General features: G+C 42.6%; 10 protein-coding genes and 2 tRNA genes. 5 read left to right on the top strand and 7 right to left on the bottom strand.

Going from position 1 to position 15,159, the window contains the following annotated elements:
- Positions 1-52: 52 nt before the first annotated feature.
- Positions 53-181, top strand: coding sequence for a DUF805 domain-containing protein (locus HGO23_RS18040; protein WP_209027421.1), 129 nt, complete (start codon positions 53-55; stop codon positions 179-181).
- A 133-nt stretch (positions 182-314) separates the two neighbouring features.
- Here the strand turns inward: HGO23_RS18040 and HGO23_RS18035 are convergent, their stop codons facing one another.
- From HGO23_RS18035 to rsgA, 4 genes are all read right to left on the bottom strand, one after another.
- Entirely contained in the window at positions 315-1,523 is a 1,209-nt protein-coding gene (locus HGO23_RS18035) for an MFS transporter (RefSeq protein ID WP_209027420.1), read from the bottom strand.
- A gap of 50 nt (positions 1,524-1,573) precedes the next feature.
- The gene (mscM, locus tag HGO23_RS18030) at positions 1,574-4,933 is read right to left on the bottom strand and encodes a miniconductance mechanosensitive channel MscM (RefSeq protein ID WP_209027419.1); all 3,360 of its coding nucleotides are present in this window, start codon (positions 4,931-4,933) and stop codon (positions 1,574-1,576) included.
- Between the two features lie 24 nt (positions 4,934-4,957).
- Positions 4,958-5,881 (bottom strand): archaetidylserine decarboxylase, encoded by a 924-nt coding sequence (asd, locus tag HGO23_RS18025; protein ID WP_099134247.1) that lies wholly within the window; start codon positions 5,879-5,881, stop codon positions 4,958-4,960.
- A 142-nt stretch (positions 5,882-6,023) separates the two neighbouring features.
- Positions 6,024-7,094 (bottom strand): small ribosomal subunit biogenesis GTPase RsgA, encoded by a 1,071-nt coding sequence (rsgA, locus tag HGO23_RS18020; protein ID WP_209027418.1) that lies wholly within the window; start codon positions 7,092-7,094, stop codon positions 6,024-6,026.
- A 112-nt stretch (positions 7,095-7,206) separates the two neighbouring features.
- Between rsgA and orn the strand changes: the two genes are divergently transcribed.
- From orn to HGO23_RS18005, 3 genes are all read left to right on the top strand, one after another.
- Entirely contained in the window at positions 7,207-7,752 is a 546-nt protein-coding gene (gene orn, locus HGO23_RS18015) for an oligoribonuclease (protein WP_209027417.1), read from the top strand.
- Positions 7,753-8,010: 258 nt separating this feature from the next.
- Positions 8,011-8,086, top strand: a tRNA-Gly gene (locus tag HGO23_RS18010).
- Positions 8,087-8,403: 317 nt separating this feature from the next.
- Positions 8,404-9,837, top strand: a complete 1,434-nt coding sequence (locus tag HGO23_RS18005) for an NAD(P)/FAD-dependent oxidoreductase (protein ID WP_209027416.1) — start codon at positions 8,404-8,406, stop codon at positions 9,835-9,837.
- Positions 9,838-9,901: 64 nt separating this feature from the next.
- Here the strand turns inward: HGO23_RS18005 and HGO23_RS18000 are convergent, their stop codons facing one another.
- On the bottom strand, positions 9,902-13,294 hold the full coding sequence (locus HGO23_RS18000; RefSeq protein WP_209027415.1) for an indolepyruvate ferredoxin oxidoreductase family protein: 3,393 nt from the start codon (positions 13,292-13,294) through the stop codon (positions 9,902-9,904).
- A 352-nt stretch (positions 13,295-13,646) separates the two neighbouring features.
- Here HGO23_RS18000 and HGO23_RS17995 point away from each other — a divergent pair.
- Positions 13,647-13,722, top strand: a tRNA-Gly gene (locus HGO23_RS17995).
- Between the two features lie 31 nt (positions 13,723-13,753).
- On the opposite strand, the gene HGO23_RS17990 is transcribed toward HGO23_RS17995, so the two are convergent.
- Entirely contained in the window at positions 13,754-14,194 is a 441-nt protein-coding gene (locus tag HGO23_RS17990; protein ID WP_209028821.1) for an AEC family transporter, read from the bottom strand.
- Positions 14,195-14,272: 78 nt separating this feature from the next.
- The gene (locus HGO23_RS17985) at positions 14,273-14,563 is read right to left on the bottom strand and encodes a hypothetical protein (protein ID WP_209027414.1); all 291 of its coding nucleotides are present in this window, start codon (positions 14,561-14,563) and stop codon (positions 14,273-14,275) included.
- Positions 14,564-15,159: the final 596 nt, after the last annotated feature.

The raw sequence follows: 15,159 nt of genomic DNA, 5'->3' as shown, positions 1-15,159 counted from the left end.
TTAAATCAATAAGTAGGCAGTTTGGAGTGACTGCCACTAACATTCCTCTTTATTGGGTTCAGGCTGGTGGATCTTACTAGTTTTTGTTCCAATTGGAGGCATTGTAGTATTTATATTCACTCTTTTAGAAGGCACTGAAGGCAGTAATGACTACGGTGCTGATCCGAAAGCCATGCGTTAGTATTTTAATATCTCTTTGGTTTTATTTCTTTAGTTTGCCATCATCTCAAAAACGTCGTCTATTATTTTATAGCGGCGTTTTTTTATAAATAAAAAGCTAAGTTTAGTATGAATATAAATGGTTTTTTATTACCTTAATTCTCATTTCTCCCACGCAGAAGTAAGTAAATCAATAAGCCACTAAATACCATTACCGCCATGAGTATCGGTATTTGCTGAGCGATTCTGGATTCCAGTACAGCACCGAAACAGACATATCCAAGAGGAACACTAAGAAAACGTGTGGAGGTAAATAGGGTCATTATCCGGCCAAATAAATTTTCTGGCACTTGGCGCTGAATTAGTGTGACTTCTACCGGCGCTGTAAAACCAATACCATAGCCGATGGCAAAAAGTTGGATAAATAGTACATACTGCTCACTGAATAGAGACAAAGATATGAAACCTAATCCGAGCAGGCTGTAACCGGCCAAAATAATTCGGTAACTGGAAAAATGTTTGCCACAGATACCGTAAAGCAAAGAGGAAAGCGTTGTACCTATACCAAAACATGTCATCGAAATGCCAAGGCTGACAACGGAATTAAATTCGGTTTTATTTATGTAAGGCAGATAAATGATCAAGAATGGAGTAATAACAAAATTAATTATTGAGCTGAGGATTAGAACAGAAAACAGTTCCTTTTCTGATTTAATATAGTTGAATGCTTCAAGGAAATAACGATGTGGCAGAGAATGGGGTTCAGTCACCTGATCTATATCGGTAACAAAATGTTTTTTCAGAATGATGATCCCCAGTGCAACCACTAAAAAACTGATTGCATCAAAATATAAGGCATTTATTGTACCGAGCATTGCGATAATCAGTGAGCCAAAAACAGGGCCAATAAGATCACAGATATTTTCAATGGTGCTATTTATTCCGTTAATTAATTCATTTTCTCTTTTATGCTGTTTTATCTCTTTTGCCAGTATGACATCTTTTGCCAGACGTCCTGGAGAATCCAGAATAGTTGAAAATATTAGCAGGATAGCGAATAGATAAAAGTGCAAGATATCCATAGTGTAAAACACAGGGATTAATAATACACTCAAGAAATTAACTAAATCAGATAGCATTGAGATGCGAAACGCACCATATTTATCCACCAACTGTGCGCTAAAGAAAATAGAAAGTATTATTGGCACTATTTTGGCTGACATGACGGCGGCAACCAGCAATGGGCTGCCTGATATTTCCAGAATCAACCACGGAATGGCAATTTCTGTAATGGTGTTTCCCAGAATAGAAACACCATTTAATGCCAGTAAGCCACTTATTTGAAAAGGGATGCGTTTGACCATATTTTGAGTTTCTTCTTTCCTTAATTTCCTTCCCTAATTAAGCCCTAACTTTACAGGTCTCCTGGTTTACGGGGAGGATTACGACCTGATGTGTTGGTAGTAGCACTGCGAATAGTAGTACTGCGAATTTCCTGCCCAAAAATATCAACGCGTGCCTGAAATGGCGGGAACGGCAGGGTAATATCATTTTTGCGGAATTCTTGCAAAATATACTGATGCACTTCATGGCGGGCAGGCATACGGTGCCCCATTTCTGCGGCATAAGCACGCAGTTCATAGATCTGAATCCCTTGTTGCAGGTCAACCAGATAGACTTCGGGCATCGGGTTATCGAGAATTAACGGGCACCGTCTGGCGGCAGTCATTAATATATCGGTTGCTTTCGCGGACTCTGTTTCTACGGGGACAGGAATAGTCAGGACAATACGGGTAATTGTATCTGACAATGACCAGTTGATAAATTGCTCAGTAATAAATGCTTTATTAGGAACGATAATCTCTTTTCTGTCCCAATCGGACAGGGTGGTTGCCCGTGTGTTAATTTTCGTGATACTACCGGTCAAGCCACGAATAGTCACCGTATCGCCAATGCGGATTGGCTTTTCAAACAAGATCATCAGGCCTGAAATAATATTGCCAAAAATTTCCTGTAATCCAAAACCAAGCCCAACCCCCATTGCTGCAATCAGCCATTGCAGTTTCGACCATTCAATGCCCACTAATGAGAAACCGACAATCCCACCGATCAAGGTAATACCGTATTTGGTTAATGTTGTGATGGCATAACCTGTGCCCGGTGTCAGTTCCAAGTGCTGTAACAGTGCTAGCTCAAGTAGCGCAGGGAGGTTGCGGATAAGCTGTGCAGTGATCACAATAACCAGGATCGCAATCAGAACGGAACCCATTGTTATTGGCTGGACGGTATCAACACCGTTGATGGTCGTGGTGACATCCCATAGCCGGATATTTTCGAGGAAAGAGAAAGCAGAATGTAATTCTGACCATAACAGGATCAATGAAACCAGCGCGATCATGGTCAGGATAGAACGTATCAACCCCAGAGATTGGGCACTGATTGCATCTAAATCGATAATCGGTTCTTCTACTTCAATGGAGCCTTCAATGCTGCTGTTGATATTGGTGGAGTCTTCTTCACTTTTGGCACGTTGGGCAAGAATATCGGCACGACGCTGCTTCGCTCTTTCGAAAGCAAGTTTACGACGTTGGATTAACATCCATCGACGAGTAATGTGGTAGATGACCAACAGGGAGAACCAGATGGCAACCGAAGTTTCTAGCCGTGCCAGCAATGCTTGTGACGTTTGCAGGTAGCCGAGCACGGATGCCAGTGCAGCCAGAATTGGTGCAGAGAGTAATATCCACCACAACACAGAGTTTATGATGTTTTCACCCGAACCGTGTTTGTCCATGTACAGTGGAATACCTGCGCGTTTTAACGTAATGGTAACCAAGCTCAGGGAAACACAGAGCATCAGGAAGCATAATCTGCCGAGTGTCGCGGCAAACTCACGCTCACTGTAATTGTTGAATGTGATAAGTGCCATCATAAGGGGCACAATCAGGAATATCGACAAACGATAAAACCGCATGGCCCGTTTTACCCGCTCTTCTGGCCAACGGAAATGGGCAATGAACAGGCCATTAGGATGGGCAAATGCCGCACTGAGCATGAAAATCCACAGGACAGGCGTTGTTTCACTGACACCGTTGCCAATTGCTGTCGCCATTGGGTACTGCCACGCATTTTTCAGGCCGTAGCCAATCGCTGACCAAAGCATCGGCAGAGGGAGAGCCGCGACAACAGACCAGAATACTGTACGCAGAGTCAGGGTGAAGTGATCTTGTGTCACTTTGCCAATACGGTTGCTGGAACGTTCAAGGAAAGCATGATATTGGCGATGTGAACTGATGCTGAAAATCACCAGCAATAATGTCCCTAGCAAATAAAGCAGCGTATCCTGCGTGGTCAGCATAACGTGAATGGCGATGCCCAATTGGGAGAATGTGTCCAGAGAGAGCAGACGGGTTAGATCCTTTACCACCCGCAGCGGGTAATCCAGCGAAATGGGGTCGACATCCGCAACCCAAAACAGATAACGGTGAGTTGCATCTTTAACTTCTTTCAAAGCATCATTTAACTGGTTGGTGGATACTTTGAGTTTTGTCAGCTCCAATATTTCGCTGTCATAGCCTGAAAGCAGAGAATTCAGTAACTCTTTTCTGGTACGGATAAGGGAATCATAAACCTGTTTTTGTGCCTGGGTCAGATTATTATATGCAACGGGAACTTGCCCGCTTTCCCGTTGAGAGTTTTCCAGCATTTCTTCATATTTCAGCCTTTCGACCCGTAACTCTACTATGCTTCGGTCAAGCTGTTGGGATTTCGGAACATCCGGGATGTGGGTTAACTGTGTCCTTAAAGCTGCGCCCAGCGCTGTTGAATCACCTAGCCATTGCGCCTGTTCACGAATGGTATTGAGTGTCTGGCGTACCCGCAGAATATCATCGGCTGCTTTGCGTTGCTGTGAGCCAATGGAATCCATACGTTGGGTTTGCTGGTTAAGCATTTGTGATAAATGGCGGTTCTGCTGAAGTTCATCCAATAAAAATTGCGGCAGTTTCCCTCCATTCTGTCCTGCCAGCATTTCAGTATGTTCAAGGGCCGACTCTGCTTTTTGTTGCCGCTGAGCATTTAATTGGCTCCGCAATTGCTGGAGTTGGAGATCCAGCCGTTGATAGCGTTTTTTGAATAATTCTGCCCGTAACCGGGCAATTTCCTGTCGGTTATTGGCAGAAAGTTGTGCCATCTCCAATTCATTAGTTACCGCTTTGCGGGCATTAACTTCTGCTTGTGCAAGGGTTAATTGGGCTTCTCCCAACAGCGTGGGAGTAGGACTCAATGATTGAAGCCGGGAAGTTGCCTCGGTTAGCAGGCGTCTTGCTTCAGCTTGTTGTTGAGGTAAGAGATTGACTGAGTCACTGATTTCGCGGATTTTATCCTGTTCTTGTTGTAACTGCCGCTCTTGTTCCAGCAATTGGCTGCTGAGCTGGATAATTTGCTGCTCTAAGTTGCTGATTGGCTGATTAGCTGGAATAGCAGGAGGAGGCTCACTTGCAGCCAGAATTTTCTGGCGCAACTCTTTAATGATTTTAGGAAAATCATCAATGGCCTGTTGATATTTCTCAATTCTTTCTTTAGAGGACTTGGCATCATTAACCCAGTTGATAGCCCCTTGAAATGCTTGCGCAACCTCTGCATCCTGTGGATTTTTACTGCCTTCAACCTGTTTGAGATTTTGTTTCAGTTGATTTTCATCCAGCTGTATTGTGGAAGCAAAAGCCAGATTCGCAATTAACAGGCTAAGAAGTAAACTGATAATCAGGCGCACAATAAGGGGCTCCTTGGTAATAAATTAACTAGCGTTATTTTGATTCATAGAAACATTAGCGTGCTCAGTTTGTTCTCCCTCTTTGGTGATAGTTTGTGCCAGTAAGTCACCCATCTGGGTTTGTGAACCACTGTATAAATTATTAGCAAACTGAATCTGATTAGGAACAAACAGGTTGATCACGGTTGAACCAAGTTTGAAACGACCCATTTCTTCTCCTTTCTTGAGGGAAACGGCACCTTCTTCACCTTCTGCCGGATAAGTCCAGCGTTTGATAATGCCTTCACGTGGAGGCGTCACACAGCCACTCCAGACGGTTTCTATGCTACCTACAATAGTTGCACCGACTAAAATTTGTGCCATTGGGCCGAAGGCGGTATCAAACAGGCAGATAACGCGCTCATTGCGTGCAAACAAATTAGGGACATTTGCAGCAGTCAATGGATTGACGGAAAACAGATCTCCCGGAACATAAATCATCTCTTTCAGTACGCCATCACATGGCATATGGACACGGTGATAATCTTTTGGTGATAAGTAAATCGTGACAAACTGACCATTGCGGAATTGCTCGGCAAGCTGGTATTGACCAGCCAGCAATGCTTCCACAGTGTAGTAGTGGCCTTTAGCCTGAATAATTTGTTCTTCCCGGATAGCGCCTAACTGGCTGATAGCACCGTCTGCGGGAAGAGCCAGTTGGTGGGCTTCATTGACGATAGGGCGAATACCCTCTTTTAATGGGCGGACAAAAAATTCATTGAATGTTGAATAAGCTTTAAAAGAAGGCTCTTGGGCTTCATTCATATTGACTTTATAAACTTTGGCAAAAGCTTGAATGGCAAGTTGTGTTAACCAACCAGCCTTTTTATTAGCAAACCAACCTGCTAAGTGAGTAATACATTGCTTTGGCAATAAATATTGTAGTCTGATTTTAATATTGTCTAGCACATTAACCTCTTGGATTTTTTATACCCGTCTTTCAAGTTGCAGTCTGAAATCCATAGGGTATATAGGTAAATTGGGCAAAAGTCAGCTATTGTACCTGCCCTTATGCTGAATGTCAGGGCAACGTATTGCTAATTATTGTGTCTCATTTTTGACCTTCAGTGAAATTTTTGCGTGGCTTTACCTGAGCCATACTTTCCAGTATGCGGTGGTAATTTTCAAAACGCTCTTCCGCGATAGACCCTAGTTCCAGGGCTTCCCGTAAAGCACAGCCGGGATCATCTAGATGCTTACAATCACGGAATTTACATCCACCAAGATAATCACGGAATTCAATGAAACCTTGTACTACCTGTTCTGGTGTCAGGTGCCATAACCCGAATTCCCGTACACCGGGGGAGTCGATGACATCTCCTCCCTGTGGGAAATGATAGAGGCGTGCTGTTGTAGTTGTATGCTGACCAAGGCCGGAATTGTCCGAGACTTCATTGACCAGAATCTCTTTTTCGTTGTTTGGGAGCAGGGTGTTAAGTAGGCTGGATTTCCCGACCCCGGACTGACCAGCGAAAATACTGATTTTATCAGCCAGTAAGTTAATCAGTTCTGATATACCTTCCCCTGTATAGCTGGAAACTTCCAGCACCCGATAGCTGATATGACGGTAAATATCCATGACACTGTTGACCCATTCACGGCTTTCGTCATCCAATAGATCAATTTTATTGAGCACAATCAAAGGTTCAATATTGAGTGTTTCACACGCAACCAGATAGCGATCGATAATATTCAGTGAGAGTTCAGGCAATATGGCAGAAACAATCACAATTTGGTTGATATTGGCTGCAATGGGTTTAATGCCATCGTAATAATCGGGACGGGTGAGGACGGAAGAGCGTTCATGTACCGCTTCGACAATCCCATTGATCTTCACATCAGACTGGAGCTGTAATGCGGGTCGCCATACGACACGGTCACCGGTTACCAGTGAACGGATTGTCCTGCGGATATTACAGCGTTGTATGGAGCCGTCTGCGGCTTCAATGTCTGTATGTTGGCCGAATCGACTGATAACCAGCCCTTCTTGTGGCTCACCAAGCTGGCTGTCATCCAGTTCTGGTTTTTGGGCATCAGTCCTTTTGAGCGGCTGTTTCAGTCTGCGCTGATGATTGGCCTGCACACGGCGTTGCTGCCCTTTGGAGAGTTTACTTTTAGCCACCGAACCTCACTTATATTTCATCTATCTTGCTGATTATCGCTGTGGGTGATCAAAAAAGTTATGATACACCTCTGATACAGACTACCTGTTTTGAAGGAACCTAGGATATATCATGTCGAAAAGTGAGAACAATCTTATCTGGATAGATTTAGAGATGACGGGCTTGGATCCAGAGCGCGATCGCATAATTGAAATTGCGACAATCGTTACCGATTCGGAACTGAATATCCTCGCGGAGGGGCCAGTTATCGCAGTACATCAGTCAGATGAACAACTGGCACTGATGGATGATTGGAACGTTCGAACGCACACCGCCAGCGGGTTAGCGGAACGTGTAAAGCAGAGTTTATTTAATGAGGCTGAGGCTGAGAAAGCAACTATTGCTTTTCTGGAGCAGTGGGTGCCGGCAGGAAAATCACCTGTCTGTGGTAATAGCATAGGTCAGGATCGCCGTTTTCTATTCCGCTATATGCCTGAATTGGAAAAATATTTTCACTATCGTTATCTGGATGTGAGTACGCTTAAGGAGTTGGCGCGTCGTTGGAAACCTGAATTGCTGGCCGGATTAAGCAAGAAGAATACCCATCAGGCATTGGATGATATCCGGGAATCAATTGCTGAACTGGTTTATTACCGTGAGCATTTTATCCAGAAGTAAGGAGTGGTATTTCACTGAGTATCTGTTGATTAAAGTGGGATTGAGAACCCACTTTAATCGAAGTTTATCGTCGTTACCAAAATTTGTATATAAATCAATCATTGATTTGATGATTAAGCAGATAATTCGTCGAATTAATCATCAATCAGAGGAAAAATGCAATTTTTTATGTTTTGGGGCTTGCCAGAAGAAGAATTCTTCGTATAATGCGCTCCCGTACCGACGAAGAATTTCGAAAGTACAGCACGCCAAAATTAAGCGGGAATAGCTCAGTTGGTAGAGCACAACCTTGCCAAGGTTGGGGTCGCGAGTTCGAGTCTCGTTTCCCGCTCCAAATTCAGGACAGTAGATTTTATAATAGTCTGCAAGTCATAGAAAAAGCGCCAAAAGGCGCTTTTTTTGTAATTTCAGCCTGACCAATCCATAAGGATTGATGTTGACCGATATTCGATCCCTCTGCTAAGTTAAATCTAACTTGGTATAATCACCTATAGAAATCAATATTGCCAAAACTCTCCAAACCGAGAATAAGCGCATTATTTTATAGAAACGTTTTCCTTTTCCATACCCAGTTTTCTGCACAGTTTCTCCAACCTGTCCCTGGCCCTTTTTCAGGGATATTTATCCATCAAATTAAGAGGATAGTACGGAATGAACTATGATGTCATTGTTGTAGGATCTGGTGCTATTGCAGGTTCGCTTGCTTATGAACTTATCAGTCGCCGATTGAAAGTATGCAGGGTGGGAAGTCTTGATCGTAGCAATGCTGCATCAAGAGCTGCAGGAGCAATGAATGGTTGTTTTGGTGAGGTAACAAGCGGTCTTATTGCGAGTGACTATGGGACGTTGAAACTCAAAATGGATCGTGTCGCGAAAGATTGCTGGTCAACATGGGCACAGCGTTTGGCTGCCTCTTCAGGGGATACTCGTCCTTTGTTTACGGCAAAAGGGACGCATGTCATTCTCAATACCGCAGGTATGGCTGAGGTTGATAGTGTTAACTATGATGCTATAGAGCGTACGCTTCGTGAGCACAATGAACCTTATCAAATTGTTGATCCAGAATTGATTAAGGGAATGAAAGCGAACAACTTAATGCGTTCACTCAAAGGGCTTTATATTTCAGAGGAACATGCCCTTAATTCCCATATATTGCTTGAAATGTTGGATTCTGCCTTTTTCAAGGAGGGGGGAGAGATCGTCGATAACAATGTTAAGCGCATTCTCACAAAAAACGGTGCTGTAACTGGTGTTGAAACCGTTGATGATAGGCGTCTTACCGCAGGTAAAGTGATTATCGCAGCAGGCGTACAGTCGCTTGATGTATTATCAGACCAATCTTCTATCGTGCAGAAAATTCCCCCACTTTTTTCAGGCTATGGAGTGTCTGTTTTACTCAAACTCAAAAACGCTGATGCACTACCAACCTCGGTTATTCGTACTCCGAATCGTGCATTTGCTTGTGGTCTGCATTGTGTGCCGCGTGGGGATGGTGTTCTTTACGTCGGTGCAACCAACCTTGTGAAAAACCAACCTCATAAGTATGGGTCAATTGCTACCGTCCAGTTCCTTCTGGAGTGCGCTTACAATCAGATAAACGTTGATTTGTATGAATCAGAGATAATTGCAATCCAGGTTGGCAATCGGCCTGTCTCCGCAGATGGTTTTCCATTGATTGGCGAGTGTGGCATTGATGGGGTATGGCTTGTGACTGGCACTTACCGGGACGGTCTGCACCAATCCCCGCTTTTAGCCGACTATGTTGCGAATGAAATAATGGGATTGCCGAATCAGGATATTGATTTAAAAGACTTTACCCCTATTCGTCCACCTTTAGTTGGGTTTGAGCGGGATATGATTGTTTTGGAAGCGGCAAAACAAACGGTAGCGATGGGTTATGAAAATATGTGGAATATCAAACCAGGATGGGAAAGCGTTATCAACGAAGGTTTACTCCGTAAGTATCAGGCACAGGCTGAATTGATCGATAAAACCTTCACGCCACCTCCTGAATTGGTTGCATTCTCTTGCCGTGAAGAGCAGATAACAGAGCGATTACGTGCTTACTACAACTGTTGGAAGTAATAAATTTGCTGAAGAGAATAAGACTGTTGGACATCACCGTTATTAGTGATGTCCATGTGTTTCATCATACAGTTTTTTCCAGCTCTTTTAGCAAAGCTACCTTGCGTTCCTGCATATTTTTTATCGCTTTTTGTTTCACATGCCCGAAACCTCGTACCTGATCAGGTAGAGTGGCAATTTGTTGACAAATTGCCAGATTATTGCGATTCAATTTTTCTATCAGAAAATCAATCAATTGCTCATATTCGAGTAGTAAACTTCTTTCCTGTTTACGCTCTTCCTGATAGCTGAAAATATCAAAAACTGTACCACGAAATAGTTTACATGCTGCAAGAAAGCGAAAAACAGGAATGATCCACGTGCCATATTCCTGTTTTCCTCGCTCACCTGTCCGGGGATCTTTGCGATTGAAAAAAGGAAGACTCAGATGAAAGCGGATCTTACCTGCATTATCAAATTGTGAACGAAGATTATCAAAAAAACCTGTTTTGACGTAGAGACGGGCAACTTCATATTCATCTTTATACGCCATTAGTTTGAACAAATTCTCAGCAATAGACTTAGTCAGGTCTTCTGCATCAATTTGTTGAGCCGTTTGTTGGACTTGTGCAATACGGCTCAAATAGCGGAGTGCATATTTTTCATTCTGATAATCAACCAGAAGTCTATATCTATGCAAAATAAGATCATCCAGCGTCTCGATAGTCTGTTTCGGTTTAACATACAGAAAATTATCCAGAAGTTCGGGCTTTTCAGCAGCAATGCGGCCGAGATGGAAGGCTCGTTGTGCATTATTTGCAATGTTCTCTGTTGGATGGGACATGTTCTGAATGGCGCTCTCTATAGAGGATAGCTTGATTGGGATCTGACCAAGTTGCCAGGCATAACCGATTAAGACGATATTAGTTTGATTTCTGTCACCGACCAAATCTGCGGCAATTTGCTCTGCGTCAACAGATTGCAGTGTCTGGCAATATTGGTGAAGAGTATCCAGCATCTTGGTATGATCCAATTTCAGCATGGGATTTCTTAACATATTGCCGATTTGCGTCTTATGGGTATTAAGTACGCAGTTGGAACCTGTTTTCGACATCACTTCTAGTGAGTTTTGCCCCGTTGCAGCAACTAAATCAGCCGCAAGGACGAGATTGGAGCGTCCCCGGTCAATTCTGACCTGATGCAGTTTATTGACATCCCGGCTGAATCGAATGTGGGTTATTGCTTCTCCGCCTTTTTGGGCAAAACCAGTAAAATCAAGCAAGCTGACGGCGTAGTTTTCTATTTTGGCAGCGATACCAAGCAGGCGGCCAGCGGTGATAATACCAGTACCACCTACACCAACGAATAAGATTTCATAAGGGGTGTCTGTGGAATTTAAGGCTGGTTGGGGAAGTTTATTCAGTAGTTTATCAAGCTTTTTTTGTGGCAATGTCTTGCCGGTGTCTTGGCGTGGTTCCGCGTTTTCTATAGTGATAAAGCTGGGACAAAAACCTTTCAGACAGGATAGATCTGAATTGCAAGCATGCTGATCTATCGCGCGTTTAGTGCCTAGGGATGTCTCGGTTGGGATCACTGCAAGGCAATTGGATTGTATCTGGCAATCACCACATCCTTCACAGACGGACTCGTTAATCACTGCTCGTCTTGTCGCTTTCGGTACTAATCCTCTTTTTCTTTTACGTCGTAATTCTGTTGCGCAGGCTTGATCATAAATGATGGCAGTCACGCCATCAGTGTCTCGAAAGCGTTTCTGTATATCTTCAAGAAAATCCCGTTGATAAGCATTCACTCTGGCAGGAAGTCTGTTTTTACCTTTATATTTATCAGGCTCATCGGTCACAATTGCGACATCTTTCACACCTTCAGCCAGCATTAAAGACGCGATCTGCGTTATGGTAATGTTCCCATCCAGTGGTTGCCCGCCTGTCATTGCCACCGCCTCATTAAACAGCAGTTTATAAGTAATGTGGCTTCCCGCAGCGACTGCCTGACGAATAGCTAAATGTCCGGAATGGAAGTAAGTGCCATCTCCCAGATTTTGAAAGACATGAGAACGATTAATAAAGGGGGAATGGCCTACCCAGTCGGTACCTTCAGCCCCCATTGCTGTCAGTCCATATCCTGTATTTCGATCCATCCACGAGGCCATGATATGACACCCAATGCCGATTTGAGCCTGACTGCCCTCTGGTAGACGGGTCGAAGTACTGTGAGGACAGCCCGCACAGAAATAGGGAGTACGTTTGGGGAGCATAATATCGTGCAGTGCAGTTTGGGTTGACCATTCCAAAGGAACAGAGAGGAATAAATTGAATTTCTTCAGCCACCCTGCAAGCAGAGGAGCAAGCCGTGAAGGACGTAACTCTATGTCTGTGGGCACAAGTTTTTGGCCGAGATGATTATGTTTACCTATCAGGTTGATATGTTGTGGCAAATTAATGAGATGCCGTGCGAGTAGCATTTCGACTACAGAGTTTTTTTCTTCAATGACAAAAATATCAGTAACCTGTGATGCGATTTCGCTGAGAAGTGGGGATAAAGGATAAACCAGACGTATATGGACAAAAGCAATACCGTGTTTTGCTAATTCAGAAGGAGGTAAACCTCCGGCACGCAGGGCTTCTAAAACATCCCGATGGGCTTTGCCGACGGTAACTAATAAAGCTTGTGGATGTGAACATGGAACAATGAGTTGATCAATTGGGTTAAGTTTGGCGAAATCCTGAACAGCTTTAAGTTTATAAGCTAAACGCTGTTCTATTTGAGGGCTGGGGAGATCAGGCCAACGCCAATGAAGCCCACTTGGGCCGGGATCAACTTGAGGTATTTCATATTCAGGAATAGGCTTACTCTCTCTGATAGCACTACTTTCCACAACTTCACTGATTGCTTTAAAGCCAATCCAAGCCCCACTTACCCGGGATGCAGCCCAGCCCCATAATCCCACATCATAATAATCAGAAACGGAGGCCGGATGTAAGATTGGCATGCTCCACGCCATCAAAGCGAGATCAGATTGGTGAGACATGGAAGAAGACACACAGCCATGATCGTCACCAAGGATAACCAGCACACCGCCATTAGGGGAAGAGCCATAGGCATTGCCATGCCTGAGTGCATCTCCAGAACGGTCGACGCCCGGTCCTTTGCCATACCACATGCCAAAAACTCCAGTAACATTGCGATCAGGGTCAGATTCAACTTTTTGGGTACCATAAATCGCAGTAGCCGCCAGATCTTCATTGACTGCGGGCTGGAAATGAATATTGGCCTGAGCCAGTTTTTTACTGTTCTGCCATAATGTCTGATCTAAACGGGCTAATGGTGAACCCCGATATCCTGAAACAAATCCTGCTGTATTAAGATTACGGCTTCTATCCAGCTCAGCCTGAGCCAGAAGAAGCTCGATAAGAGCATCGGTGCCAGTAACAAATTTAGGTGGATAATATTGAGTCATATGTTCAGGCCTTACTGAAGGGCAATCACCGTGTAAGATACGACTAAAAAATGGTTCTAATCTATTTCCAGCAAATTATTCCGACAAGTACAAATCTTATTAGGGGGGTGGTTGTATATATAATGTTAAATTTTAAGGGCCCCTTCACTTATAAAGTTGCAATTTTGTTGCTAGATCTTGAGGTCTATTGGATATAATGTTTGTATCATAAACAGTTATGAAGCTTTGTAGCATCATATTTGTGTAATATATTTGTTCTGTTGGATGTCTTTTAAGCGTTCAGTCTTGATGTGCAAGTAAATGGCTTGCCATCTTTGTTGAAGGCGTTCATAATGGCGTCCGTTCTTGGGGTGCGGGAATAGCTCAGTTGGTAGAGCACAACCTTGCCAAGGTTGGGGTCGCGAGTTCGAGTCTCGTTTCCCGCTCCAAATCATATATCCTTTCTTCAGTAGTACTCACTTAGTTTAATCCTAAACTTAATATAATAGGCAAAGTAATAACAGCAATAATTGTTTGTAGCGTGATGATCGCTGACATCAATTGGCTGTCTCCATTTAGCTGGCGGGTTAAGATATAAGCCGTTGGTGCTGTAGGTATTGCGAAAAATAAGATCAGTAAATTGAGTTCTAACATATTGAGCTCAAGTAGAAAACCAATAATCCCGGCAATTAATGGCATTAATAATAACCTAGATAGGCTATTGATAATAATCGGCCTTTTTTCAGATCTTAGCGTTGATGGTTGTAAGGATGCACCGATACAAATCAACCCCAATGGAAGGCTTGTACTTGCCAGAATTTTTAAAAATTGCTCTGAACCGTAAGGTAAGCCAATTTTGGTCAGGTTGAATGATATCCCGATGAAACAAGCAATAATCAAGGGATTTTTAATGATCACCATCACGAATTATTTATTACAGCGAGAATTGCCCAAACTAGCCGTGATAATTGCGGGTTATCCAAAGAAGCTGTAGCCAGACTATTTATTTACCAGATTGAGCGTTTCAAGCATGGTTTCGGTCATGCCATTATTGAACTCAATCATATGACATGTGTAAAAACTGAATATATCTTTAGGATTTTTTAGTAAGCATTTATAAAAATAATTTCTGGCTTGGTAATAATTATTCTTAATTAAAGAAATTATTCCTGAGTTGATGAGTTCAACACGTTCATCTGATTCTTTTTCACTTATCATTATTAGTGTATCAAGAAGTGATTTAGCTTGCTCATATTTGCTTTTTTCCATTGAAATAAGCAAGTCAGTCATATGTATCTGTAATATTGAATGAGAGATGTTACTTGAATGGAACCAATTTATATTTGCAAGTTTTTCGTTCCTTTTCATTCCCAATATGCAATGATAACATTCGTATATAAACAATAAGTCATTACTTTTGTTTACAATATGCGGTACGTTTGATTTATGATTAACAATCATAGATAACAACCTCATTTATAATTGATTATCCAATATGTTATTTATGTATTAGCTTATAGCTAAACGATATAAAAAAATATACAGTAAAGAGAAATGAAAATTAATGAATTATCTCAAAATAAGAAATTCGTGATGAGTTAGAGTAACATTTTATATTCTTGAGTAATAAATATAATGAAGGGTAGATTAATATAATAGATGAAATGGTATTATAAAACTGTAATAACCACTGATTAAGCTAATTAACTTATTGTTCATTATTATGATGACATCGCAATTTGATATCGCTTTTATAGTTAATCCGCATGAATATATCTCATTGCCTTGAAAAGTATATTCTTTTTTTGTACTGGAAAGAGTAATCAAGACCGATGCCGGTGCAGCTAATAGGCTGCTGTTTTCTGCGATATTTTAATGAGATGTAT

The sequence above is a fragment of the Xenorhabdus budapestensis genome (assembly GCF_017743015.1).
GTDB lineage: Bacteria > Pseudomonadota > Gammaproteobacteria > Enterobacterales > Enterobacteriaceae > Xenorhabdus > Xenorhabdus budapestensis.
Note: the sequence above shows the minus strand (reverse complement) of the source record. Positions and strands in the feature narration are given on the sequence as shown.

Coding starts and splice junctions, on each gene's coding strand:
- HGO23_RS18035 (WP_209027420.1), bottom strand. CDS start 1,523: ATGGTCAAACGCATCCCTTTTCAAATAAGTGGCTTACTGGCATTAAAT.
- HGO23_RS18000 (WP_209027415.1), bottom strand. CDS start 13,294: ATGACTCAATATTATCCACCTAAATTTGTTACTGGCACCGATGCTCTT.
- HGO23_RS17985 (WP_209027414.1), bottom strand. CDS start 14,563: ATGACTGACTTGCTTATTTCAATGGAAAAAAGCAAATATGAGCAAGCT.
- HGO23_RS18005 (WP_209027416.1), top strand. CDS start 8,404: ATGAACTATGATGTCATTGTTGTAGGATCTGGTGCTATTGCAGGTTCG.
- orn (WP_209027417.1), top strand. CDS start 7,207: ATGTCGAAAAGTGAGAACAATCTTATCTGGATAGATTTAGAGATGACG.
- HGO23_RS17990 (WP_209028821.1), bottom strand. CDS start 14,194: ATGGTGATCATTAAAAATCCCTTGATTATTGCTTGTTTCATCGGGATA.